General features: G+C 65.3%; 24 protein-coding genes. 11 read left to right on the top strand and 13 right to left on the bottom strand.

The window, feature by feature from the left end; translation table 11 throughout:
- Nucleotides 1–5: 5 nt before the first annotated feature.
- The 4 genes from KV110_RS04790 to KV110_RS04775 all read left to right on the top strand — a co-directional run bounded on the left by KV110_RS04790 (nt 6) and on the right by KV110_RS04775 (nt 11,897).
- A complete protein-coding gene (locus tag KV110_RS04790; protein WP_218473779.1) occupies nt 6–9,107 on the top strand; it encodes an ADP-ribosyltransferase in 9,102 nt (3,033 codons plus the stop codon).
- A 14-nt stretch (nt 9,108–9,121) separates the two neighbouring features.
- Nucleotides 9,122–9,904 carry a hypothetical protein gene (locus KV110_RS04785; RefSeq protein ID WP_218473777.1) on the top strand — a complete coding sequence of 261 codons (783 nt, stop codon included), beginning with the start codon at nt 9,122–9,124 and terminating at the stop codon, nt 9,902–9,904.
- A 35-nt stretch (nt 9,905–9,939) separates the two neighbouring features.
- Nucleotides 9,940–10,260 carry a WXG100 family type VII secretion target gene (locus KV110_RS04780; RefSeq protein ID WP_218473775.1) on the top strand — a complete coding sequence of 107 codons (321 nt, stop codon included), beginning with the start codon at nt 9,940–9,942 and terminating at the stop codon, nt 10,258–10,260.
- Nucleotides 10,261–10,373: 113 nt separating this feature from the next.
- Nucleotides 10,374–11,897, top strand: a complete 1,524-nt coding sequence (locus KV110_RS04775) for a hypothetical protein (protein ID WP_246634348.1) — start codon at nt 10,374–10,376, stop codon at nt 11,895–11,897.
- A gap of 4 nt (nt 11,898–11,901) precedes the next feature.
- On the opposite strand, the gene KV110_RS04770 is transcribed toward KV110_RS04775, so the two are convergent.
- Nucleotides 11,902–12,186 (bottom strand): PLD nuclease N-terminal domain-containing protein, encoded by a 285-nt coding sequence (locus KV110_RS04770; RefSeq protein ID WP_218473773.1) that lies wholly within the window; start codon nt 12,184–12,186, stop codon nt 11,902–11,904.
- A 292-nt stretch (nt 12,187–12,478) separates the two neighbouring features.
- Between KV110_RS04770 and KV110_RS04765 the strand changes: the two genes are divergently transcribed.
- Genes KV110_RS04765 through KV110_RS04755 form a run of 3 tightly spaced genes read left to right on the top strand, consistent with a single transcriptional unit; the run spans nt 12,479 to nt 14,199 of the window.
- Nucleotides 12,479–12,937 (top strand): DNA-directed RNA polymerase subunit beta, encoded by a 459-nt coding sequence (locus KV110_RS04765; protein WP_218473771.1) that lies wholly within the window; start codon nt 12,479–12,481, stop codon nt 12,935–12,937.
- Nucleotides 12,934–13,362: a DUF4254 domain-containing protein gene (locus tag KV110_RS04760; protein ID WP_218473769.1), complete on the top strand. Its 429-nt coding sequence runs from the start codon at nt 12,934–12,936 to the stop codon at nt 13,360–13,362. Before KV110_RS04765 ends, KV110_RS04760 begins: the two co-directional genes overlap by 4 nt.
- Nucleotides 13,363–13,404: 42 nt before the next feature.
- The gene (locus KV110_RS04755) at nt 13,405–14,199 is read left to right on the top strand and encodes a class I SAM-dependent methyltransferase (RefSeq protein ID WP_218473768.1); all 795 of its coding nucleotides are present in this window, start codon (nt 13,405–13,407) and stop codon (nt 14,197–14,199) included.
- 619 nt (nt 14,200–14,818) lie between these two features.
- Here the strand turns inward: KV110_RS04755 and map are convergent.
- The 11 genes from map to KV110_RS04700 all read right to left on the bottom strand — a co-directional run bounded on the left by map (nt 14,819) and on the right by KV110_RS04700 (nt 21,309).
- Nucleotides 14,819–15,616, bottom strand: coding sequence for a type I methionyl aminopeptidase (map, locus tag KV110_RS04750; RefSeq protein WP_218473766.1), 798 nt, complete (start codon nt 15,614–15,616; stop codon nt 14,819–14,821).
- Nucleotides 15,617–15,729: 113 nt separating this feature from the next.
- Complete coding sequence (locus KV110_RS04745) at nt 15,730–16,275, bottom strand: adenylate kinase (RefSeq protein WP_218473764.1); 546 nt, start codon at nt 16,273–16,275, stop codon at nt 15,730–15,732.
- On the bottom strand, nt 16,272–17,591 hold the full coding sequence (secY, locus tag KV110_RS04740) for a preprotein translocase subunit SecY (RefSeq protein WP_218473762.1): 1,320 nt from the start codon (nt 17,589–17,591) through the stop codon (nt 16,272–16,274). The genes KV110_RS04745 and secY overlap by 4 nt, the downstream gene beginning before the upstream one ends.
- Nucleotides 17,592–17,772: 181 nt before the next feature.
- Nucleotides 17,773–18,216 (bottom strand): 50S ribosomal protein L15, encoded by a 444-nt coding sequence (gene rplO, locus KV110_RS04735; RefSeq protein ID WP_014981722.1) that lies wholly within the window; start codon nt 18,214–18,216, stop codon nt 17,773–17,775.
- A 1-nt stretch (nt 18,217) separates the two neighbouring features.
- A complete protein-coding gene (gene rpmD / locus KV110_RS04730) occupies nt 18,218–18,397 on the bottom strand; it encodes a 50S ribosomal protein L30 (protein WP_218473760.1) in 180 nt (59 codons plus the stop codon).
- Nucleotides 18,397–19,062 carry a 30S ribosomal protein S5 gene (rpsE, locus tag KV110_RS04725; RefSeq protein ID WP_218473758.1) on the bottom strand — a complete coding sequence of 222 codons (666 nt, stop codon included), beginning with the start codon at nt 19,060–19,062 and terminating at the stop codon, nt 18,397–18,399. The genes rpmD and rpsE overlap by 1 nt, the downstream gene beginning before the upstream one ends.
- 28 nt (nt 19,063–19,090) lie before the next feature.
- Nucleotides 19,091–19,498: a 50S ribosomal protein L18 gene (rplR, locus tag KV110_RS04720; RefSeq protein ID WP_246634347.1), complete on the bottom strand. Its 408-nt coding sequence runs from the start codon at nt 19,496–19,498 to the stop codon at nt 19,091–19,093.
- Between the two features lie 2 nt (nt 19,499–19,500).
- Complete coding sequence (gene rplF / locus KV110_RS04715; RefSeq protein ID WP_218473757.1) at nt 19,501–20,040, bottom strand: 50S ribosomal protein L6; 540 nt, start codon at nt 20,038–20,040, stop codon at nt 19,501–19,503.
- A gap of 14 nt (nt 20,041–20,054) precedes the next feature.
- Nucleotides 20,055–20,453, bottom strand: coding sequence for a 30S ribosomal protein S8 (gene rpsH / locus KV110_RS04710; protein WP_014981717.1), 399 nt, complete (start codon nt 20,451–20,453; stop codon nt 20,055–20,057).
- Between the two features lie 284 nt (nt 20,454–20,737).
- On the bottom strand, nt 20,738–21,109 hold the full coding sequence (locus tag KV110_RS04705; protein ID WP_218473755.1) for a type II toxin-antitoxin system death-on-curing family toxin: 372 nt from the start codon (nt 21,107–21,109) through the stop codon (nt 20,738–20,740).
- On the bottom strand, nt 21,106–21,309 hold the full coding sequence (locus KV110_RS04700) for a CopG family transcriptional regulator (protein ID WP_218473753.1): 204 nt from the start codon (nt 21,307–21,309) through the stop codon (nt 21,106–21,108). The genes KV110_RS04705 and KV110_RS04700 overlap by 4 nt, the downstream gene beginning before the upstream one ends.
- A 219-nt stretch (nt 21,310–21,528) precedes the next feature.
- On the opposite strand from KV110_RS04700, the gene KV110_RS04695 reads away from it, so the two are divergent.
- From KV110_RS04695 to KV110_RS04680, 4 genes are all read left to right on the top strand, one after another.
- Nucleotides 21,529–21,858, top strand: coding sequence for a colicin E3/pyocin S6 family cytotoxin (locus KV110_RS04695; protein ID WP_218473752.1), 330 nt, complete (start codon nt 21,529–21,531; stop codon nt 21,856–21,858).
- Nucleotides 21,859–21,907: 49 nt separating this feature from the next.
- Nucleotides 21,908–22,138, top strand: coding sequence for a DUF7683 domain-containing protein (locus KV110_RS04690; protein WP_218473750.1), 231 nt, complete (start codon nt 21,908–21,910; stop codon nt 22,136–22,138).
- 41 nt (nt 22,139–22,179) lie between these two features.
- Entirely contained in the window at nt 22,180–22,767 is a 588-nt protein-coding gene (locus KV110_RS04685) for a YbaB/EbfC family nucleoid-associated protein (protein WP_218473748.1), read from the top strand.
- A 113-nt stretch (nt 22,768–22,880) separates the two neighbouring features.
- A complete protein-coding gene (locus KV110_RS04680; RefSeq protein WP_246634684.1) occupies nt 22,881–23,078 on the top strand; it encodes a hypothetical protein in 198 nt (65 codons plus the stop codon).
- A gap of 49 nt (nt 23,079–23,127) precedes the next feature.
- On the opposite strand, the gene KV110_RS04675 is transcribed toward KV110_RS04680, so the two are convergent.
- Nucleotides 23,128–23,706, bottom strand: a complete 579-nt coding sequence (locus KV110_RS04675; protein ID WP_218473745.1) for a TetR/AcrR family transcriptional regulator — start codon at nt 23,704–23,706, stop codon at nt 23,128–23,130.
- Between the last annotated feature and the right edge of the window lie 74 nt (nt 23,707–23,780).

Raw genomic sequence — 23,780 nt, 5'->3', positions numbered from 1 at the left:
CACCGATGACCATCACGATGCCGCCGTGGCTGGAGTGGCTCAGCTTCCTGGCGGGCTCCGAATGGCCGCAGGGCGATGAAGACCAGATGTTCGCTCTGGCCGAGGACTGGAAGCGCGCGGGCACCGAACTGCTCACGATCATCCCGGATCTGCGCGGCGCCGCCAGCACCACCCTGGCGTCCTACACCGGCGACGGCGCCGACGTGATGAAGGCCGACTTCGACACCTTCTTCGCCGGTGACCACTCGATCGAAGCACTGGCCAAGAGCCTCACCGACCTCGGCAAATACGCGAAGAACTGCGGCACGCAGATCGAGTACTCGAAGCTGCAGATCATCACCACCCTGGCCATCACCGCCGCCGAAATCGCCTGGGCGCTTTCCACGTTGTTCGGTTCAGCCGCCGTGCCCGCGATCCAGGCCACCGGGCAAGTGGTCTGCCGGAGCATCGCCCGGCAATTGCTGACCAAGATCGTGTCGTTCGCGGGGAAGTTCACCTCGCAGACGTTCCTCAAGAAGCTCGGCATCACCATCGTCGCGGAGACCATCATCGGCTTCGCGCAGGAATTCGGCATTCAGGCCGGGCAGGTCGGCGCCGGCCATCGGGACAATATCGACTGGAAGCAAGTCGGCATCGCCGCCGCGACCTCGGCGGCCGGTGCGGCAGTGGCGTTTCCGGTCGGTCACGGCGCGGGATTGCTGCTCAACAAGAAGTTCGGTCCGGCGACGAGCATGAAGGGCGCCGTGGCGCGGGCGCTGGGCGCCGCCATCCCGGCCGGGTTGGCCGGTGTCGGTGGCGGATTCGTGATGGGCGGACTGCTCACCGGCGAATGGGAGTTCGATCCGCGAATGCTGGGCGGCGCGATCGGCGGCGCTCTGTCCGGCGGTGTATCCGGCGCAACCGACTACAAGAACACGCTTAATGCGTCCGCCGGGTCCGGCGGCAACAATTCCCGTCCGCCCAGCCTGCTCGGTTCCGACGGCTCCAGTTCCCGGCCTACCAGCGTGCTCGGTTCCGACAGTGGGACGAATACACCGGGCTCGAGCCGTCCGAGCAGTATCAACGGCGACGCCAGACCGTCGAGCCCGACCGGCTCGGAGCATTCCGAGACAAGCACGACGACAACGCAATCCAATGAATCCACGTCGAACGGCTCTACCTCGACCACGAACGAGTCCGGCCCGGCCGCCCACACGCCGACCGGGTCGACCACGCCGTCGGCCGGGTCCGGCGGTTCGACCACCCACCTGGACTCGACACATCTGAATGCCGGGTCGTCCGGCGAAACCGCGCTCAGCGGAGGGCACGAGGGCGCTTCGTCCCCTGGGCCAGCGGCAACTCCCAACAACGCCGACCCGGTCCGGGGCAACACCGCGACGCACGCTGATACTCGACCCACGACACCCGACACCCGGCCGACGAACAGCGCGACCGAGACCAAGTCCAGCACCCCACCGCGGACCGGTACCCCCTCCGCCGCTTCGGAATCCACCAACAAGTCCGGCGCCTCACCGCAACGCGCAGGCACCGCTGAGACGCGCGCCGACGCACACCCCGCGACCCCGATGAAGGCCGAATCGACCGGCGTCGCTCCGACACCGGCTCGCGCCGCCACCGAGGCGAACCTCAGCGCGGCCACTCCCGAGACAGTGGTCGCCCACCTCACAGGCGAGCCCAGTGCAGCCGAACCGACCGGCATGGATCGATCCACCCCAGACGGGGCAAATGAACTCACACTGCCCCGCACACTCGATCCAGGTCCAGCCCCGTCCGTCGCCCCGGTCTTGCCCGGCTCCGGCTCTTCGCTGCCGACGAATGTCCCGACCGACACCAACCAGGCCAATTCCACGCCTACCAATGCGGGAGACGCGCGGCCGAATCCGACAGACGTCAAGGCACCGGCCAAGGCTACCGCGACCACCCTCACCCCCTCCCCGTCCGAACAGATCACCCGCCCGAAGGCAAGCCTGATCGGCGACGGCTCGACCCCCCGAACGAGTACCGCCCCCGCCGACCGGCCCGGCGCTTCGAAACTCCCACGAGAACTCCAAGACACCAGCACACCGATCCCGGTCGCGATGACGCAGGACCCCACTACCGGCAAGCCTGCCCGCCCCGAGCCCGCCACTCGGCCGTCGACGCCGAAGGAACCGGCCGCACCGCACCACGCCACCGAGCAGCACAGCACCGCCGCGCCGCCCGACCACGGATACCGCACCTTCGCCGACGACGGCGAGGGTGAGCGGTACGGCGAGCAGACTCTCGGTCGGCCGATCCGAGATGCGTTGCCCCCCGACCAGTTCCACGCGGTACGCAGATATACCGAGGTGTCTTTCCCGAATGCCATTCTGCGTAGTGACAACACTTTCTTGCACACGCTGGCCTGGGATTCCTATATCAACGGGCATTTGGCGGGGTTGAACGGCGGACAGCTGCCCACTGTCCAACGGCTGGTGGAGCTCGCTCAGTCGCGCCCGGACCAGCTGTACTTCATCGATCCGATACTCCGGCATCCCCGGCCGGATGCCCGTCTGCAGGAGATCGCGTTCAACGCCACGACCTTCGGCAGAATGTGGCAGAACTTCGATGTGCGGCCGCCGAACCGGCCGATGCCCCCCACCATCGATGAAGTCGTCAATTATTGGGAATCCGATATCCGCGCCGCAGTGGATCAGCGCCTCACCTTGCTCGATTCTGCTGTCGCACAACCTCTCCCGCAGGCGGTGCGGACCATCCGCGGCCTGCACGACGCGCGCTTCCTGAATGCTCACGACGGCAACCAACTCGGTGACCGCACCGATCTCAGCCTGCTCGAGCACACCATTCAGCAGGATCCGGCCTACCTGTCGACCAGCCTGGGCAACAACCTCACGGTCGTCGACGGCAAACCGTTCAAGATTCGGATGGAAATCGACATCCCGAAAGGCGAACATGCCCTCTGGATGGGGCCGAAGAGCGCATACCCCGACCAGCGTGAGTTGATCCTGCCTCGGGGCACCCGGTACGAAATCACCGCGGTCGAAAACGTCGCGGGCAATAGCAAGCATCCCGGCGTCGAAACCCTCATCAAAGCCCGAGTGATCCCGGTCAACACGCCCGATCCCATATCGACTCGAACGGCACCGGACCTGGCGGGTGGGGCCGCGGACAATGTGAAGCAGCTCAACGGAATCCAACCGCCCGATGGACAGTGGAAATCCATGCCGGGCGAAGGTGACTGCCTATTCCACGCGCTGTCGGAAGTGATGGGCCTCGGCCCCGAAGGACACGTGGATCTGCGTGGGCGGCTCGCGATCGAACTGAATCTGAACCGCGAGCACTACCTCGACGACTTCCGCGCCCGCCTCGAAACCGAGCGCCCCGGCCGGTGGGATGACCGGCACGTCGCGGACGAATACGACCGACAGCTCGCCAGCTTGCTCGCCGAGGGCGAATACCGCTATGCGGCAGGGAATTTTCTGCTGCCCGTCGCCGCGCGCGTGCTCGGACTCAATCTCACCGTGCTGCATCCCGATGGTCGTATCAGCAAGTTGCACGAGGGCTTCGCGGACCAACCCGTCGGCGTCCTCTATCGAGAAAACACCAATGGCGGGCACTACCACGTCGCCGTACATCCCGACGGCACACCGGCGACCGTGTCGCGCGATCACCCGATCCACACACCGGCTACCGATTCCCCTGCCCGACTCGCAGGCGGCGGCGCTACCCATTCCTCTCTCCTGGCGCCTGATCCTGGTTCCCAGCACGTTGATTCGGACACCGCGCACGCCGCGACCATGCCGCCGGACGCACCCGCGGTCCTGCACTTCGCAACCAACGAAGACGGACAGTTCTACGGCGAAAACACCCTCGGCCCGATCCGAGACAGCTTGTCGCCAACGGAATTCGGCGAAGCTTATCGCTATACGGTCGACTCGTGGATCAATCATCCGCTGCGCACCGGTGACATCCACCAGTGGGTGAAAGACCTGACCGACGATCGGAATCACTACCACACACTGTTGAGTCTCACCGACGAGCCGTCGGCTGTTCGGCTGTACGAGATCCGTGCGGAGGCGAACGCCGGCAAGCGGAATCCGCTGACCGAAGCCCAAAACCGGAGCGTCGAGGTGATGCTTTCGGACGGCAACCCGGACCGCCGCATAGACCAGGCCAAGAAGAACGCGGAAAAGTACGAGGACCTGACCCAGTGGCTCGACGGTCACCCACCCACCACCGAAAACCTGACCGCACACCGGGATACGCTCGACCGAGCACTCGGCCGTAATCTGCCCGAACCCGTCGAGGTCGTGCGCGGCGTGACCAGCGCCAAATACATGCGCGTCGGTGACGGGATTCTCGGTGCGGGCGACCCACTTTCGCTGAAGGGCACCATCCAGATCGAGAGCGGCTACCTGTCGACCAGTCTGGGGGCCACCCCACCCAGCGGCTTCCACGGCGCCATCCGCCTCGAGCTCGAACTACCGAACGAATCCACCGGCCTCTGGATGGGATCGCGCAGCGCCTACCCCGAAGAGCGCGAGCTGATTCTGCCCCGCGGCACCCGCTACCTCATTACCGATGTCATCAAGAACCCATCCGGCGACCGCTATAACGGAGTGGAGTACCTCCTCAAGGGACGAGTCCAGCCCACCATCCCACCCGTCGGCTACACACCACCGACAGCCGCCCGCGCCGTTCCACCGCCATCGGTAGCCGCCACACCTACCGCCGGCGGGCCGACCGCGGGCGCGGCACCGTCCGGGACACCGGATCTCGCGGGCGGCGCCACCAACCCGGCGACGACCCGCACCGATCGCGTCACCGAAAACCTCTCATACCCAACGGAACCCGCACCCGCGCGGGTGACCGAGACGAGCCCTGAAACAGTCAGCGAGCACATCAACGACATCCGTCCACCCGAGGGCCGCTGGAAATCCATGCCGGGCGAGGGCGATTGCCTATTCCACGCACTCTCCGAAACCATGGGCCTCGGCCCTGACGGGCATCTCGACCTACGCGCCCGACTCGCCAGCGAACTCGAGCTCAACCGCGAACACTATCTCGCCGACTTCCGCCAACGGCTCGACGCCGAACAACCCGGGCAGTGGAACGACGACCAGCGCGTGAGCGCCGAATACCACCGGCAGGTCGAAAGCCTGCTCGGCGAAGGCGTATACCGTTCCGCGGCGGGCAATTTCCTGCTGCCCGTCGCAGCACGCGTCCTCGAACTCAACCTGGTGGTGCTGCATCCAGACGGCAGCGTCACCACATTGCGCCACGGCTTCCCCGACCAACCCGTCGGCGTCCTCTTTCGCGAAGACACCAACGGCGGTCACTACCACGTCGCCGTCCACCCCGACGGCACACCGGCCACCGTGCCACCCAACCATTCGATCACTGCGATCGAGGCCAACTCCACCTCCTCACTCACGGGCGGCTCCAGGCTGCTGGATGGCCCCGAAAATGACGTGCTAGCAGGCATATTCGACGAATCACCCGGACGCGTCGAATCACTGCTGGACACACCGGGCGATCCTGGATTACGCCACCTGTTCGGCGGCCCCGCACGGTCCGGACTACTCGAGCGACCGGACACTTACGGCGCCGACCTGCTGCAGCAGCTGGCAGTCGAAATGCCCGGCCAAACCCAGCCGACCCGCTCGTCGTTTTCCGAGCAGGGGCTCGAGCCGGCGCCGCTAGCAGTGCACCAGCAGCTGATGAATCTTTCGGACCAGGACAAGAAGGTGCTGCTGCGCCCGATCCCGGTCCCCATCAACGTCCCCGACAGCGGGCTCATCATTGTCGATCATTCCGGCGCGTCCATCACGGTGCAGCCCACGTCGTCCTTTCATGCGGCGCTGATAGGCGTCGGTACACCCAATGAGCGCTTCCTCGTCAAGTCGAACAACCAGTGGGTGCCATTACACCCGGATCTCCTGACCAACTTCACTTTCCAGAGCCCCGACGGAAAGACCGGGACACTGTCCTGGAATGGCAAAGGCGGCGGACTCCGCTTCATCTCCCCGAGCGATCCGGGAAAGGTAGTGCGCATGCCCAACGGCGCTGCCATCGTGGTGACCCCGGGCCCCGGCACATCACACTGGATCAAATACCCGAAGGACGCCAAGGGGCATTGGGTCAGAACCCCGGCCGATACGCTGCCGATGCCGAAGGCGGTCAGCCGTTACCATGATGAACTGTTCAGACCCGACGGACAGCCGCGGCCCGAGGATGTAGCGCAAGGCAAGCTCGGCGACTGCTACCTGCTCGCCGACCTGAAAAGCCTGGCCGCCAACCGGCCGTCGGCAATCCGAGAAATCATTCACGACTACCGCGACGGCACCGTCGGGGTCCGTTTCTTCGTCGACGGCGCACCGGAATGGGTGCGTGTCACCAAGCAGATCTACGTCGACCCGGCGACCAACGAAGGCTATTTCGCCGGCCACCGCCCCGGTGCGCCGCTGTGGCCCGCGCTGATCGAGAAGGCGTACGTGGTGCGATTCGGCGGGATCAATGGCTATCACGGCATTGTCGGTGGCGTAGCGGGTATCACAGCCGAACACTTGGGCAAGGATTTTCATCGGCCGGACGGCGGTTGGCTGCGCCAGCCGGTACGCAGCATCGATGACTCGGACTTCCTGCACCCGATGCGATTCTCCGCCGAGGTGCTGCACGCCCAGATCGGTGGCGATCCCGAGTTCGTCCACAAACTGCTCGGCGCACGCGCCGACTGGGAACAGGCGCTGGAAACCAAGCGCAACGAGAAAATCGCGGACCTGGTCAAACAGCACGGCTATGACGAGGCCGCTGGTCGACCCATATGGCTCGACTTCTTGAAAGACGAAGATCTCGCTTCACCCAAGGGATTCGGAGAATTCGTCACAAGCCGTTTCCCGGCCGAATGGAGCACCGAGCGGGCAAAGCTCGACGACTACATGAAATCCGCCTTCGGCTCGGAGAACCATCTGCGGAAGCTGACCGGCTCCCCCGCCTTGCCGCGAGCGATCGCCGAACAGATCGACTACGCACTGGCCCGCGGCGACTTGGTGGTGCTCGGTACGCGTTCGTTCGGGGACTTGCAAGAGGACACGACACTGGTCCCCGGCCTCGTCGGTAACCACGCCTATCCCGTCGTTGGCATCGAGCGCGATGGGCTCGGGCAGCCCGTCCGGGTGGTTCTGGAGAATCCCTGGAACCACAATGACGGGACCGACCCGGTAACCGGTGCGCGGGTCTTCCGCCAACCGGCACCCGGTATCGAATACCGCACCGACGGGCAGGCCACCGAAAGCCGACTGCGGCGTGGGCCAGGAGTCCTCGCGGTCGATCTCGAGCATCTGCCGAAGTTCGGCACGCTCTCCCTCAGCGGCGCGGGGGCATACGCCCTGCACGGTTCGGGAAAACCCACCGCCGCCGCACCGGGCACCCCCGTTGCGGCCGTTCCTGGGTCGATCCGCACGCCATCGGAGCTCGCGGGCGTCAATGGCCGGACGACGGCCGAATCATCCTCGCACCCCACAGCATCCACGACTGTCCGGAGCACCGGCGAAACTCCGCCGCTCGCAGCGGAATCCACGAGAGCCCGGACCGCAGAGACCGGCGGTGGACTCGACCGGGCAGGACAGGCCGAGCACGTCGACGGAATCCGTCCGCCGGAAGGTCGCTGGAAATCCATGCCCGGCGACGGCGACTGCCTGTTCCATGCACTGTCCGAAACCATGGGCCTCGGCCCCGACGGACACCTCGACCTACGCGCCCGACTCGCCATCGAACTCAACCTCAACAGTGAGCACTACCTTGCCGACTTCCGCCGACAGCTCGACGCCGAGCAGCCGGGCCGCTGGAACGACGACCGCCGCGTCACCGCCGAATACCACCGGCAACTCGAAAGCCTGCTGGGCGAGGGCGAATACCGACACGAGGCAGGCAACTTCCTGCTCCCGCTCGCCGCACGAGCTCTCCAGCTGAACCTGGTCGTGCTCTACCCGGACGAGAAGATCAGGATGCTGCACCACGGCTTCCCGGACCAACCCGTCGGCGTCCTCTATCGCGAAGACACCAACGGCGGCCACTACCACGTCGCCGTCCGCCCAGACGGCACACCGGCCACCGTGGCGACCGACCACCCGATCCACTCGACGGCAACCGACTCGACCGCACCACTCACCGGCGGCGCCACCGACCCGACGTCCCCTGCCGCACCCGAGGTCGTTCGCTTCGCCTCCAACAACGCCGGGGAGCACTATGGCGAAAGCGTCCTCGGCCCGATCCGAGACAGCCTGCCGGCCCCCGCATTTGCCGAAGCCCACCGCTATACCGTGAATTCTTGGATCAATTTCCCGCTGCGCAACGGTGACATCCACCAGTGGGTAGCCGATCTGAGCAACGACCGAGTTCGCTACGACACGCTGTTCCGGCTGACCAACAGTCCGCCCACCGCACACGGGCTGCACACGGTGTTGGCCGATGTCACCGCGGGACGACGGGCACCGTTGACGTTCGAGGAAAACCAGGCGGTCCTCGACATGCTCCGCGACCCGGCCCCCGACCGCCGAATCGAGTTGGCCAGAGCCAACGCGGAAACGCATTGGTCGGTGTCGGAGTGGATCGGCGGCACCCTCACCGCCGAAAACCTGAACACCCACGCGCTGTGGCTCGATCAAGCGGTCGGCCGTGACCTGCCCGCCCCGCTGGAAGTCGTTCGCGGCATGCGGGACATCTCGTTTCTGCGCGTCGGCGGCGCGCCATTGGGCACCGGGGACCCCCGTTCGCTGCGCGGGACCGTCCAGATCGAGTCCGGCTTCATGTCCACCAGCCTGGGTGCCACCCCACCGGGTCATTTCGACGGCCCCATCCGCATGGAGCTCGAGCTACCGCCCGCAGCCACCGGCCTCTGGATGGGACCGCGCAGTGCGTACCCGGACCAGCGCGAACTGATCCTCCCGCGCGGCACCCGCTACCTCATCACCGACGTCGTCGAAAACCCGCAGGGCGCCCGCTACACCGGAGTGCGGTACCTCGTCCGAGGACGAGTCGAACTCAGGATCGCACCCGTCGTCTACATACCGCCCGCGACCGCAACGACCAGCACCACGCCGTCGACAGCCGGACCCGCACCGAAATGAAAGAATCGAGCCCGATGAGTAATAGCTCCGTATCCGGCACCTTTGCGAAGTGGACCCGCCTGCCGGTCGTCTACCTCCCGGTCACGCTGCACGGCACCCTGATCGGATATCTCTGGGCGTCGCCGACCGGGAACGCGGCAGGCTTCGAACGTCGCCTCGCGGTCGCGGGCGACAACCTGACCTGTCTGTTCACCTGGGAACGCCGGCTGAACGAGGCGGCAGCGGCCGGCCTCACTCCGTCCGCCGCCATCGAACGCTGGATCGGCGAGCCGGAGGACCCGGACGGCGGTGGGATCGCCGCCGACGCCACCCCCACGGCGGCCGCGAGCCTCGAAGCGATCTGGAATGAACTGAACCCGGACGGCCCGCCGTTGGGTCCGGGTCCGATCATCCAGGACGGCATGTTCCCGGACGGCACGCCCGCGGACCGGACGCAAGGATGGGGTCCGCTGGTCAGTGCGCCCGCGCCGCCGAACTATCCGACGGAAACGACGGCCGCCGTGCAGTTCCTGCCGATCGTCAAGAACAACACGATGCTCGGCTACCTGTGGGCGTCGGTCACCGGCGACGCGGCCGACTACCTTCCGCTGGTCGCGGCGGGTGCGGACGGGAAGCTCGCCGCCGGGTTGTGGCGGATGCGGCTCGGCGACGCGTATGCCGCCGGATTGTCCGCGACGGACGCGCTGCGGCATGCCAGAACCTATCCGCACGACTCGTTCGCCGGGGTCGTCGACCCTCGCGCCGAGCTGCATACCGCCCCGGATCTGGCAGCCATCCGTGATCTCGCCGAACACTGACCCGACTCGGCAACACCGGCACCAAGGAGCGCATCATGGCTGACAACATCGAAGTCGATACCCGCGGTTTCCGATCGGCGGCAACAGATTTCGAAGCATGCACACACAAGGTCGAGAGCATTCTGAAAAACCTGCGCACCTCGGCCGACGGCCGGGGCGCCTGCTGGGGCGACGACAAGACCGGTGAACAGTTCGCGAACGGTGAGAAGGGCTACCTGGCCGGCCGGGACAACCTCTATGCCTCGCTACAGAACAACATCGACCGCTTCACCGAGCAGACGCGGGAATTACGCAAAGCCGCAAAGGCTTTCGAGATTGCCGAAGACAACAGCACCCGTTCGCTGAAACCCCGCTGACGGACCGATCCGGCGGGAGATCGAAAAAGATTCAGGTGCGCCGCTCCGGCAACCGTGACAGACTCGGAGCCCAGAAGGTGCGGCGTCTCGGTGCCGCTCGTCGGCGGAGGATCATGCTGGAAACGAGGGACGCGATGGATCTGGACGCGCTGGAGCGTCAGGTCGCCGCGGATCGGTATGCGGCGCTCGACCGTTCGGTCGAGGCCGACCTTCGGCTGGCCACCTCACTCGGTGAACTCGCGAAGGCATTTATCGCCACCAAGACCAACGGGTCGGTACGGGACCGCACCCGGGACGCCCTCGCCCCCGCCGAGGAGGCGGTCGGCATCCGGCTCCGTCTGCTCGCCACCGGGCAGGTGTTGAACGCACGCCTGGCGGGCGAGCTGAACGAGGCCCTCAGGTCGGTCGAACTCGCGGCCAGGCACAGCGGCCGCAGGGAACTGGCGACCACCACTATCCGGCGCGCGTGTGACGCCTATCGGCAACTGGCGCGAATCCATCCCGAGGTCGCGGGGCTGTGCGCCGACGGCCTGTCCAAGTGCGGCGTGTGGCTGGGACGTCTCGACCAGGACGCCGCGGTGGCGGCGACCGAGGAGGCGGCACGGATTCGCAGCGCGCTGGCCGCGGCGAATCCGGAGCTCTCCGGCAAATACCTGGCGAGCCTGAGCACGTTGCTGCGGACGCTGATGGTCGGCCGGTCCCGCAAGCAGGCCCTCTCGATGTATCGGGAGCGGTATTCCGCGTTCACCTCGACGAGCATGTCGATCCGATTGCGCGCCTGCGGGATTCAAGATCTCGACCTCACCCCCAAGTCGTACAAGGCGCTCGCCGAGCTGGGTTGCCGCACCCTGGAGCAGGCCGGACGGCTGACCCAGCAGCAGATCCTGTTCAAGTCCTCGGGCGATCTGTCGACCGTCGAGGAGATCAACTGGAAGCTGGCCCTTGTCGGCCTGCGGCCGCTGCTACCCGGCGCGGAGCCCGACCCGCCGTCGATGCCGGTGCAGATCGGTACCAGCTTCGGCGCGCTGAGCGTGTACTGCCCGGTCCCGGACGCGATCGCGCAGATCCGCGCGGCGATCATCGGCGCCTACGCGACCGACGACGCCTATCCGCTGGATCGCGCCAGCTACCTCGGCGAACACGACGAGCATTGGAAGATCACCGACGCCGAGGTGAATACGGCGGAGAAGCTCGGCGACGACGTGGTGCTGATCGATCAGCCGTACGGCGGCTGGGTGACGGTGATGAGCCTGCACTGGGAGCTGACGCCGGTCGGGAAACATCCGCTGGCGATGCGTCTTTCCCAAGATTGGCCGGTCGCCGCGATCACCGTGACCGAACACGTCGCCTACGAGCTGTGCTGGTACGAACACGGGGCGGCGACCCAGTACGCCGCACTCGGCCGTCCGGCCGGACAGGCGCCGCTGGACAAACCGCTGGCGCCCCTGGACTTCAAGATGCTCGCCGATTTGAACGCCGACCGCGCGACCGAGACCAAACTGCGCGCCGCGTTCGGCAACACCCAGATGTTCGCCAACCTGACCTATCTGCCGGCCAGTGGCCTGCGGCAGATCAGCGCGACCACCCCGCTCGCCGAGCACGGTGATCGCGTGCTGTTCTTCCGGACCACCCCCTGAGCCGTCACCCGGCGGAGTTCGAGTGCACCACCGGCTGGATGGTCGAGTTGCGGCCCCAGATGAACCACACCAGCGGGCCGAGGAACGGGAACGCGAGCATGAGCAGCACCCAGATCGCCTTACCGGCCGCCGCATAGTTGCTGGACCGTAGCGCGCTGACCACACCGGCGATGAACAAGATGACGCCGCCGAGCACGACGGCGATGGTGAGCACACCGAGGGCGATCGAGCCCGCCGTTTCAGCGGTACTGGCCAGGGCTGGCGCGGAAGCGAGAGCAATCGTTGTCATACCGACGAGCGTATGGACCCCGCTCCGCCGCCGCATCGGTGATTAACCCTGAACTTGCTGGCCTGTACATACGCCGTCAGGTGTACACCTCGCGGATGACCCATACCGCACCCACCGGTAACCGGCGGCTAGGCGAACTTCTCGAGAACTAATTGAACGGAACGTTTATCCCGATCCATGGGGTGCTCTACTGAAGCTCACGCCCGAAACGGTGTCGTAGGTCACCCTCAGTGCCTAGGACGCACCGGCTCGGGCGGCTTCACCAGACACACGATGCTAGTCGAGGCTCCCCATGGACCAACTGGCGTTGGCGGAAACACCAGCCGCCCGATGCGCCTACTACCGACATACCTGCGACCTCCCCGCCGGATTTCATCCGGAGATCGGCCGGATCATCGTCCGCGCCGGATTCGTCGGCGCGATCACGATGCCTGCCACGCTGGGTCAGCAGGTCCATGACGATTTGATACATCATCGAAATCCCTTGGGGCCGGTAATCTCTCATGTGCGGTCGAAACGATGGACCTTCCTGGTCCGGCCCGATCTGCCCGACGACGTGCGCCTGTTCGCCGAACTGTTCCGGCTCAACGTATCGATCGTGCCGACCGGCGGCGAGATAGCGCTGCCGTCGCCGGCCGACGCCCATGCCGGGTATCGCGAGTGGATTATCGCCCCGGAGAACGGGTTTCGACCATCCGGGGCGTCCATCGTGGACACCGTTCGCTCGTGCCGGAATCTGGGGTTGCGATGACGACGGGACAGCTTCCCGCCAAACATCAAGTGCTGCAAGCCTGCCGGGGTGAACACCCGGAGGGAAACCCGCTGCTGCGGTGCGCGCACGAGCTGACCACGTTGCACGAGCGACGACTCGGCGCCTGCCGCGAGGTGGCCGACGAAATCGACGCGCGCCGTGCGAGTTTGGTGCGTGACATCGACCGCTGGATCACCGTGCAGCTGCCGCCCGCGCACGGTGCCGCGCATGTGCACACCGAAACCGTCGGGGCCGTGATCGACCGCCTCGCGCAGTTCACCGCCAACGCCTACGCGGCACTGGCGAGTGCCTCCGAGTGGGATCTGTGGGACGCGTGGCAGCGCCTGGCGGAACTGGCCGTCGGCTACGACGATCTGGCCGCCGAGGTATGCGCTGGCGTGCGGCGCTTGCCCGGCGCGTCGTAAATAACGCACGCACGGGCGGTGCCCGGACTTAGGGTGGGGCGCATGGGGAATACGACTGATCGAGAAGCGAGCAAGCGTGCCCTTCATGCCCGACGGGCAACCTCCTTCGGCGCCCACGCGACCGACTACGCCGAGCACCGGCCCGACTACCCCTTGGCGGCCATCCGCTGGGCGCTGGAGCCCATACCGACCATCCCGGCGCCGGTCGTCCTCGACCTCGGTGCCGGCACCGGCAAGCTGACCGAGGGCCTGCTGGCCGCGGGTGCCACCGTGATCGCGGTCGAACCCGACGACGGGATGCGCGTCGAGCTGATGCGGCGGCTGCCCGGGGTCCGCGCGTACGAGGGGACCGCGGAGGAGATTCCGCTGGCCGCCGGATCGGTGGACGCCATTGTGGCCGGGCAGGCGTTCCACTGGTTCGATCAGAACCGTGCCTTTCCGGAGTTCGCCCGGGTGTTACGGAAAGGCGGGATTTTCGCGGCCCTGTGGAACACCGACGATATGCGGGTCGAGTGGGTCGCCGAATTGGCCCGGGTCGCCAGGTCGGATGCCTCGGCTCCGCCGCCGGAGCCGGGCGGGACGATGCTGCCCGAGCATCCGCTGTTCGAGGTCTTCGAACGGGCAGAGTTCCCGCACGCGCAACGGCGGACCGCGGATTCCCTTGCCGCGACCATCGGAACGCACTCGCACACCCTGGTGGTGTCGCCACAGCAGCGAGCCGAGGTGCTGCGCCGCATCACCGATTACCTGCACACCAGGCCAGAGACGGCCGAGGGCGAATTCGACTTGCCCCTGGTGACTTTGGTGCTTCGCGCCGCCCTGCGCGCCGCCGACTGAATCTCGCACAGCACAACCCTGCGATGAGTGCACTCATCGCAGGGTTTTTTCGTCGGCGACGATTGTCACTCGCAAGCTACCTGCCGCAACGGAATTCGCACGCCAGAGCCATTTTCCCGCGGCCACGCAGCGCAGGCCGAGAGTGGCGAGAACGCGAACCGCGTGGCGCGGCAAGCAGATTCGAGTAGTCGCCTACTCGCGTCCGCGGCACTCGCCCCGACATACGCTGACGGCATCGTTCAGGTAACCGAGAAATCAGGCAAATAAACGTCGACTGATTTCGACACCGGGCAGCGCGGCTCGGGCACACAACGTCACGGTCAGGCGCCGCGGGCGCAAGGAACGACGACACCGATCCAGCGATGCGGCTGGGTATCGTCCATCATTCGGTTGCCGGCGCATAGTGCCGGACCGGAGCACGAGGCGAGATCGTCCAGAACGGTTCACCGTTCTGGCGTCGGTGCGGTTCGACTCCTCGCCACGCAGCGTCACAGACCCACAGCGTCGCGGATAGTGTTGCGCCGCTTGATCTCCGTGCAGAGGGGTCGGCACGGGATCAACGGCGCGTAGCGTAGGCACAGCAAGTCCGGCGCAGTGTTCGACACTGTGCGCTGGGCACCTACTCCGGGCGCAGGGTGAGGATGCGGGGGCCGTCTTCGGTGACGGCGACCGTGTGCTCCCAGTGCGCGGCACGGGTGCCGTCGACGGTGACGACGGTCCAGTCGTCGTCGAGCACCTGTGTTTGCGTCGTGCCAAGGGTCAACATCGGCTCGATCGCAAGTACCGACCCCACAACGAGTTTCGGTCCCTTGCCCGGGTCGCCTTCGTTGGCCAGGAACGGATCGAGGTGCATTTCGCGGCCGATGGCGTGGCCACCGTAGCCGTCGACGATGCCGTACGCGCGACCGTGCTCCCGCTCGGCCGCGCGGGTGCCGAGCTCGATGGCGTGCGAGACGTCGGAGAGCCGATTACCGGGCAGCATGGCCGCGATACCGGCCTCCATCGACAGCTTGGTCGCCTCGCTGAGCAGCCGGTCGGCTTCGATGATGTTGCCGACGCCGAATGTCCACGCCGAATCACCGTGCCAGCCATCGAGAATGGCGCCACAGTCGATGGAGACCAGGTCGCCCTCGGTCAAGATCTCGTCGGCGGTCGGAATCCCGTGCACCACACGGTCGTTCACCGACGAGCAGATCGAGCCGGGGAAACCGTGGTAGCCCTTGAAGGACGGCACCGCACCCGCGTCCCGGATGAGCTGCTCGGCGACCTCGTCGAGCTCCAGGGTGGAAACCCCTGGCTTGGCGGCAGCGCGTACGGCGACCAACGCACGGCCGACGATCGCGCCCGCCGCCGCCATGGCGTCGAGTTCGCCCGCCGTGCGGAACGGCACGACCTTCTTCTTGCGTTTGAAGACCATCCGGCCTCAGCGCTCCATCGTGCGCGGCAGCATTGCCCCGATGCGGGCCAGCAATGTCCCGGCGCCCGCCATCGATGTCCTGGCGCCTGCCATCAATGTCCTGGCGCCTGCCATCAATGTCCCAGCGCCCGCAGTGCGCGGGCGTTGACCTCGTCGACCTCGCCGACGCCGTCCACCGAGACGACCAGTCCGTCGTAGTGCTCCAGCAGCGGCTCGGTCTCCTCGCGGTACACCCGGAGCCGGTTGCGGATCACGTCTTCGTTGTCGTCGGCGCGGCCGCGAGCGAGCATCCGCTCCACGACCGTGTCCTCGGCCACCACGAAACACAGCACCGCGTCGAGCTTGGTGTCCATGTCCTTGAGGATCTTCTCCAGCGCGTCGGCCTGATCGACCGTGCGCGGGTAGCCGTCCAGCACAAAGCCGTTCGCGGCGTCGGGCTCGTTGACGCGGGCCTCGACCATGCGGTTGGTTACTTCGCTCGGCACCAGATCGCCTGCGTCCATGTACTTCTGCGCTTCGCGGCCGAGCAGGGTCTGCTGGCTGATGTTCGCGCGGAACAGATCCCCGGTGGAGATGTGCGGGACGCCCAGTTTTTCCGACAAGAGGACGGCCTGGGTGCCCTTGCCGGCACCCGGCGGACCGAGCAGTACAACTCTCACTTGAGGAACCCTTCGTAATTACGATTCATCAGCTGACTTTCGATCTGCTTCACCGTGTCCAGGCCGACACTCACCATGATCAGCACCGCGGTGCCGCCGAACGGGAGGTTCTGGGCACCGCCGGACGAACCGATATCGAGGAACAGATTCGGCAGCACAGCAACGAGGCCGAGGTAGATCGAGCCGGGGAGGGTGATGCGGCTCAGTACGTAGTTGAGGTAGTCCGCGGTGGGCTTGCCGGGGCGGTAGCCCGGGATGAAGCCGCCGAACTTCTTCATCTCGTCCGCGCGTTCCTCCGGGTTGAAGGTGATCGCGACGTAGAAGTAGGTGAAGAACACGATCAGACCGAAGTAGATCGCGATGTAGACCGGGTTACCCGGGTTGACCAGGTATTTCGCGATGATCTCCTGCCACCAACTCGGGTTGGGGTTGTTCTGCGAGGAGGTCAGCTGGGAAACCAGGTTCGGCAGGTACAGCAGCGAGGACGCGAAGATGACCGGGATGACGCCCGCCTGGTTCACCTTCAGCGGCAGGTAGGTCGAGGAGCCGCCGTACATCTTGCGGCCGACCACGCGCTTGGCGTACTGGACCGGGATGCGGCGCTGACCCTGCTCGACGAAGACCACGGCGATGATGATCGCCAGCGCGGCGACACACACCAGGCCGAACACCAGTCCGCCACGGCTGTCCAGGATCGACTTGCCCTCGGTCGGGATGCGCGCGGCGATACCGGCGAAGATCAGCAGCGACATGCCGTTACCGACGCCGCGTTCGGTGATCTGCTCACCGAACCACATGACCAGCGCGGCACCGGCGGTCATCACCAGCACGATGATGATCATCGCGAAGATGCCGTTGTCGGCGATGATGTCCTGCTGGCATTGCAACAGCTGGCCGCGCGACGCGAGCGCGACGAGACCGGTGGCCTGCAGGACCGCGAGCGCGATCGACAGGTACCTGGTGTACTGCGTCATCTTGGTCTGGCCGGATTGGCCTTCCTTGCGCAGTTCCTCGAACCGCGGGATGACGACGGTCAGCAGCTGGATGATGATGCTCGCGGTGATGTACGGCATGATGCCGATCGCGAACACCGACAGCTGTAGCAGCGCTCCGCCGGAGAACAGGTTGATCAGCTGGTAGATACCGGCGTCTTCACCACCGGATACTTCCTTGATGCATTCCTGGACGGCCTTGTAATCGACACCAGGGGACGGCAGCGACGCACCCAGCCGGTACAGCGCGATCAACCCCAGCGTGAAGAGAATCTTCCGCCGTAAGTCCGGAGTCCGGAAGGCCGATACGAAGGCGGAAAGCACAGATCCTCCTGGCGAACGACATGGTCAGGACATGGATATTTCAAGCAATACCCCAGATCCGGCGAACCGGCATCTGGGGACGCTGAAAACCATGACGAGGCTTGGCAGACAACAACTTGAACTCTAACAGTGGCACCGGACGAGCTTTCACTCGTCCGGTGCCACTGATTGCAGAGTACCGTCAGCCCAGCTCGGTGACAGTGCCACCGGCCGCGGTGATCTTTTCCTTGGCCGCGCCGGTGACCTTGTCGACGGTCACCTGGACCGCGACACCGATCTCGCCGTCGCCGAGGACCTTGACCAGCTGGTTCTTGCGAACCGCGCCGGCGGCAACGAGCTCGGCCTTGCCGATCTCGCCACCCTCGGGGAACAGCTTGGCGATGGCACCGACGTTCACGACCTGGTATTCCGTGCGGAACCGGTTCGTGAAGCCCTTGAGCTTGGGCAGCCGCATGTGCAGCGGCATCTGCCCACCCTCGAAGGCGGCCGGGACGTTCTTGCGTGCCTTGGTGCCCTTGGTACCACGGCCCGCGGTCTTACCCTTGGAACCCTCACCACGGCCGACCCGAGTCTTCTCGGTCTTGGCACCGGGCGCGGGACGCAGGTGATGCAACTTGATGGTCATGTCAGACCTCCTCAACTGTCACGAGGTGGCGCACGACGTTGATGAGTCCCCGGTTCTGCGGGTTGTCCTCACGAACCACGGTCTGCCGAATCTTGCGCAGACCGAGCGTGCGCAAGCTCTCACGCTGGTTCTTCTTGGCGCCGATCGTGCTCTTGATCTGGGTCACCTTGAGATCTGCCATTACCTGGCACCTCCCGCAGCCTGGGCGCGCGCACGCAGCATGCCCGCAGGGGCAACGTCCTCGAGCGGCAGGCCACGGCGAGCCGCGACCTCTTCCGGACGCTGCAGCATCTTGAGTGCCGCAACCGTCGCGTGCACGACGTTGATGGCGTTGTCACTACCGAGCGACTTCGCCAGGATGTCATGAATACCAGCGCATTCCAGCACGGCACGAGCCGCACCACCGGCGATCACACCGGTACCAGGGCTGGCCGGGCGCAGCATGACGACACCGGCCGCCGCCTCACCCTGAACCGGGTGGACGATGGTGCTGCCGATCATCGGGACGCGGAAGAAGCTCTTGCGGGCCTCTTCGACACCCTTCTGGATGGCCGCGGGAACTTCCTTGGCCTTGCCGTAGCCGACGCCGACCAGACCGTTGCCGTCACCGACGATCACCAGGGCGGTGAAGCTGAAGCGACGACCACCCTTCACGACCTTGGAGACGCGGTTGATCGCGACGACGCGCTCGAGCTGGTTCTTCTCAGCCTGCTGGTCGCGGCGATCGCCGCCACCACGGCGGTCGCGACCGCCGCCGCGGCCGTCCCGGTTGTCGCCGCCACCAGCGGCGCCATTCTGCTGTCCGGCGGGTCCGTTGCCGCCGTCACGCCGTTGACGTCCCGGCATCAGACGTTCCTTCCGTTGTTCTTGATCATCAGAATTTCAACCCGCCTTCGCGAGCGGCATCGGCCAGCGCCGCGATGCGGCCGTGGTAGTCGTGACCACCACGGTCGAACACGACCGCCTCGATACCGGCAGCCTTGGCACGCTCGGCCAGCAGTGCGCCGACCTTCTTGCTCTTGGCCGACTTGTCGCCGTCCAGCGCGCGCACATCGGCCTCGATCGAGGACGCGGCGGCGATGGTCTTGCCCAGCGAGTCGTCGACCAACTGTGCGTGCAGGTGCCGCGAGGAGCGGTTGACCACCAGGCGCGGACGCTCGGTGGTGCCTGCGACCTTCTTGCGAAGACGGAAGTGACGGCGGGTCTTCGACAGCCGACGCGTCGTCGACACGTCCTTGCCACGCGGCTTGCGCTTGGCGATCTGGTTTTCGGTTTGCGCCATGATCACTTACCCGTCTTTCCGACCTTGCGGCGAACGACCTCGCCGGCGTAGCGGATGCCCTTGCCCTTGTACGGGTCGGGCTTACGCAGTCCGTGGATCACAGCGGAGATCTGACCGACCGCCTGCTTGTCGATTCCGGACACGGAGAACTTGGTGGGCGATTCCACCGCGAAGGTGATGCCCTCCGGCGCCTCGATCGGCACCGGGTGGCTGTAGCCAAGAGCGAACTCCAGGTTCGAGCCCTTGGCCTGCACGCGGTAACCGACGCCGAAGATTTCCATCTTCTTCTCGTAGCCCTTGGTCACGCCTTCGACCATGTTGGCGACCAGGGTGCGGGTCAGGCCGTGCAGCGAACGGTTCTGCCGCTCGTCGTTCGGGCGAACGACCTCGAGCTGGCCGTCCTCGCCCTTGACGATGGTGATCGGCTCGGCGACGGTGTGCGACAGGGTGCCCTTGGGACCCTTCACCGACACGTGCTGGCCGTCGATGGTGATCTCGACACCGGCCGGGATTGCGATGGGCTTCTTGCCAATACGCGACATTTGTCTACCTCCCCTTACCAGACGTAGGCGAGGACTTCCCCGCCTACACCTTGCTTGGCCGCCTGGCGATCGGTGAGCAGACCGGTCGACGTGGAGATGATCGCCACGCCGAGGCCGCCCAGGACCTTGGGCAGGTTGGTGGACTTCGCGTACACACGCAGACCCGGCTTCGAGACGCGGCGCAGGCCCTGCAGGCTGCGCTCACGGCTGGGGCCGTACTTGAGGTCGACGACGAGGCTCTTGCCCACGGTCGCGTCCTCGGTCCGGTAATCGGCGATGTAACCCTCGCGCTTGAGGATCTCGGCGATGTTCGCCTTGAGCTTCGAGTGCGGAGCCTTCACCTGATCGTGGTACGCCGAGTTGGCGTTGCGCAGACGCGTCAAGAAGTCTGCGATCGGATCAGTCATGGTCATGGTTAGACCTCGACACCTTTCTCGCCGCGGTTCCCATACAACGTGGGCATACACATGGCATGCCAACCGTGGGCCTACAGCAATGGGGCTGGTCCGGCCGACACTTGCCGACCGGATTGAGTTCTCATACGAGTTCTCGGTGCCAGGGCGGGCCGCGGGCCGATGCAGTCACTGCACACAGACCTGCGGACACAGATGTGCCCAGGCAACCGGTCTAGTGTAGACAACGCCCAGCTTGGGGCAAAATCGGGGTCGGGCCGCTCGCCGCGAGGGGGTTACCGACGCTACTTCAAAGCCCGCAATCGCGCGCTGATGTCTCGAACATCCTCGATGGAGCCTTTGGCGACTTCCACGACCAATGCTTCCGCGCCGTCGACATCGAGGGGCAAAGTCACTCCGTTCAGACCCAGAAACACCACTGCCGCGATCCATGCCGTGCGCTTCTTGCCATCAACGAACGGGTGATTGAAGGTCAGGGATTGCATCAGCGCAGAAGCCTTGTCGAACAGATCCCCGTACGCCTCCTGCCCGAACATTCCCGAAGATGGGCGGTGAACCGCAGAGTCGAGGAGACCGATATCCCGTACCTGCACTGGTCCACCGAACGCGACCTCGGCGATGTGCAGCACATCCTCGAGGTCGAGGTACTCAGTCACTTGAGCCGCTCCATGAGTTCGGCCCAACGAGTCACCTCACTGGCAGCGAGCGCGCGCACCCGGTCGCGGTGAGCGTGTCGAGCCAAGTACTCCTGCACAGCCTTGTTGATCAGCGCATTCATACTCACCCCCTCGGCGGCGGCCTGGTCACGGAGCAAGTTGTTCGTCTCATCGTCGGTGCGATAGTTGATCGTCGTCATGACTCCGACCATACTCTCGATGGCCCCATAATGGCCCCACTCCGCAGAAGCGCCATCGCGGGGCCGGACATCCGTCGCGAGTTGTTAAGCAGCCTTGGTGGGATCAAACGTGCAGATGGGTCTGGATCACCACGGTGACTCGCGCTATCAACTCGTCTAGTTCCTCCGAAGCCTGCCGCCGCCGTCGCGGCCGGAGTCACCGTCGCTGCCGGTGCGGCAGTGATCGGGGTGGCGACTGAACTGCAACCGCTGCTCGAAGCCAACCCGACCCAGTTCAATGCCAGCACCAATACAGGTGGAAACAGCCACAACTACGTGCCGCCACCGAAAGGTGGGCTGCCTGGGTTTCCGAAAGCACGGCCGGTCAAGAAGGTCGGGCCACGGTACAGACAGCGGTGGGAAGCCAACGACGGCAATCTCTACGCGTGGGACTACCAACACGGTGCCGTCGAGAAGTACAGCAAGAACGGCAAGCACCTGGGCGAGTACGACGCCAATTCGGGTACACGGAATAAACCACCGGAGGCCGGTCGTAAGCCGGGACGGTGAGTAATGTGACCGCTGACAAAAGCGATTCGCCACAAAACCTGGAGATAATTTGAACTACCTAGAAGCCCACGACAAAAAGACCGGAACGTTGGTCGTCGAGTACCCGCTACACGGTTTAGAGCTTCCAACCCTGAAGAAGATGCTAGGCATCGAAGAAGGCATAGAAATATACGGCTACGATGTCTCTCCAGAGCAGGCCATAGAGCTGGGAAAATATATACGCGAGCCATTTACGGTGGACGAGAAATGCGACTACCAAGTCGGTTTCTATCGCGAGTAGTGCGGTAGCCCGTCCGAACAGGCCGAAATTCAGGAGTCATCGTGGATTACTTGGACCAGTGGAACGAAGAGCAGCGCCTCGTAGCAACCGAATGGCGTAGCAAAAATGAAGCTGTGCAACGCTCTCTCGCGCAGATCGCGGTCCGTGCCGGATCACGCAACGGCGAGCTGAGCGCCACGGTCGACGGCCACGGCAACGTCACCGACCTTCGCCTCACGCCGCAGGCATTGCGGCTTGGTGAGGTTCAACTGCGGCGGCTACTCCTCGAGGCGATTCAGAGTGCCCAGTCCGACGCACGGAGGCAAGCCGAAGCCGCTGTGCGTCCGTACACCGACGATCCCGCCCATGCCGACGCAGTGACCTTCATCCGGAAGATATTGGGCGGCGACGCGCCTCTGGTCGGGTCGATGGCTGGGTACGTGCTCGCCAGCCTCGGCCGGAAAACCGATCGACGCCGGGCTCATTGCGCAGGACACCCACTGGCAATCTTGCAGCATATTGAACGCCACAACCGCGCAATACGCCTGCAGCAGGTGTCCTGCCGACCATCAGGTCCGCACATACGCGATCCAGCAACCTCCAGAGGACATCTCAGCGAACGTCACGTGACCTCTACTGCACAGAGATAGAGCTGCGCACACTAGTTGGGTACTCCCGACTGGCGTAACACTTCGAACGCAAGTCACGGTGTACCGACCGAAACATCTGAAACACCGTCGAGGAGGAATTGCGGGTGAACGTCATGGTCGAAATGACTGCCCTGACTCTGAACCGCCCCACCGCCGAGGCCGACGCCATCGAACGCGCCGCCTGGTACAAGGCCAAGGCCGATCTGCACACGTACCTTGCCGAACAAGGCGGCTCCGACGCTGCGCGGGAAACCGCCCTGGCACTCAGCGCGCACCAGCGCTCGCTGGAACTGCTGGGCCAGCAGAACTGAGCTATCGACACCCTGCTGCCGTAAGCCATCAGCCGCCGCCCCTGCGGAATCAGACGTCCAGATGAGTCTTGATCGTCGGGGCGACTCGCGTGATCAATTCATCCAGACTTTCCGAGGCGATGGGCTCTACCCGCAAGATGTAGCGCAGGTAGGCGATGCCGAGGAGTTGGGCCATCGCCAGGTCGATCCGCAATTCCGCATCCGAGCCAGGTAGGGCTGCCGCGAGCTGGGCGTATATCTGCCCCTGGATGAACTGGCGGACCAGGTTGGCCGACTCCTCGTGGGTTGCGGCGCCGCGCAGGATTGCCAGCAGCGGGGCACGGGTTTCCGGTCGGTCCCACGCTTCGAAGAACACGCGTGTCAGTCGCTCCGCTGTTTCGCTCGGGTCGCCATCGGTGATGCGTGCTGCGATCTCCGCCGGCTCGAACGGCCAACCCATGGTGGCGCGGAACAGGTCGGCTTTGCTGCCGAAATAGTGCCTGATCAGCGCGGGATCGACGCCAGCGGCCGCGGCGATCTCGCGCACGGTCGTCTTGTCGTACCCGGCTTCGGCGAATCTGCGGCGTGCCGTCGCCAGCAGCACTTCCCGGGTATCGGTCTTGCCCGGACGTCGTCCAATCGGAGGCATGATGCCAGAAACTCTACAACCGTTGATTTTCTGCTGGGCGTCGCGATACGCTGAACGCAGTAATTCCACAAGTG

Source organism: Nocardia iowensis (assembly GCF_019222765.1).
GTDB lineage: Bacteria > Actinomycetota > Actinomycetes > Mycobacteriales > Mycobacteriaceae > Nocardia > Nocardia iowensis.
Note: the sequence above shows the minus strand (reverse complement) of the source record. Positions and strands in the feature narration are given on the sequence as shown.

Excerpts from the sequence above, each read along its gene's own strand:
- KV110_RS04790 (WP_218473779.1), top strand. The coding sequence starts at position 6 with ATGACCATCACGATGCCGCCGTGGCTGGAGTGGCTCAGCTTCCTGGCG.
- KV110_RS04785 (WP_218473777.1), top strand. The coding sequence starts at position 9,122 with ATGAGTAATAGCTCCGTATCCGGCACCTTTGCGAAGTGGACCCGCCTG.
- KV110_RS04780 (WP_218473775.1), top strand. The coding sequence starts at position 9,940 with ATGGCTGACAACATCGAAGTCGATACCCGCGGTTTCCGATCGGCGGCA.
- KV110_RS04775 (WP_246634348.1), top strand. The coding sequence starts at position 10,374 with ATGCTGGAAACGAGGGACGCGATGGATCTGGACGCGCTGGAGCGTCAG.
- KV110_RS04770 (WP_218473773.1), bottom strand. The coding sequence starts at position 12,186 with ATGACAACGATTGCTCTCGCTTCCGCGCCAGCCCTGGCCAGTACCGCT.
- KV110_RS04765 (WP_218473771.1), top strand. The coding sequence starts at position 12,479 with ATGGACCAACTGGCGTTGGCGGAAACACCAGCCGCCCGATGCGCCTAC.
- KV110_RS04760 (WP_218473769.1), top strand. The coding sequence starts at position 12,934 with ATGACGACGGGACAGCTTCCCGCCAAACATCAAGTGCTGCAAGCCTGC.
- KV110_RS04755 (WP_218473768.1), top strand. The coding sequence starts at position 13,405 with ATGGGGAATACGACTGATCGAGAAGCGAGCAAGCGTGCCCTTCATGCC.
- map (WP_218473766.1), bottom strand. The coding sequence starts at position 15,616 with ATGGTCTTCAAACGCAAGAAGAAGGTCGTGCCGTTCCGCACGGCGGGC.
- rplO (WP_014981722.1), bottom strand. The coding sequence starts at position 18,216 with ATGACCATCAAGTTGCATCACCTGCGTCCCGCGCCCGGTGCCAAGACC.
- rpmD (WP_218473760.1), bottom strand. The coding sequence starts at position 18,397 with ATGGCAGATCTCAAGGTGACCCAGATCAAGAGCACGATCGGCGCCAAG.
- rpsE (WP_218473758.1), bottom strand. The coding sequence starts at position 19,062 with ATGCCGGGACGTCAACGGCGTGACGGCGGCAACGGACCCGCCGGACAG.
- rplR (WP_246634347.1), bottom strand. The coding sequence starts at position 19,498 with ATGGCGCAAACCGAAAACCAGATCGCCAAGCGCAAGCCGCGTGGCAAG.
- rplF (WP_218473757.1), bottom strand. The coding sequence starts at position 20,040 with ATGTCGCGTATTGGCAAGAAGCCCATCGCAATCCCGGCCGGTGTCGAG.
- rpsH (WP_014981717.1), bottom strand. The coding sequence starts at position 20,453 with ATGACCATGACTGATCCGATCGCAGACTTCTTGACGCGTCTGCGCAAC.
- KV110_RS04700 (WP_218473753.1), bottom strand. The coding sequence starts at position 21,309 with ATGACGACGATCAACTATCGCACCGACGATGAGACGAACAACTTGCTC.
- KV110_RS04680 (WP_246634684.1), top strand. The coding sequence starts at position 22,881 with ATGGTCGAAATGACTGCCCTGACTCTGAACCGCCCCACCGCCGAGGCC.
- KV110_RS04675 (WP_218473745.1), bottom strand. The coding sequence starts at position 23,706 with ATGCCTCCGATTGGACGACGTCCGGGCAAGACCGATACCCGGGAAGTG.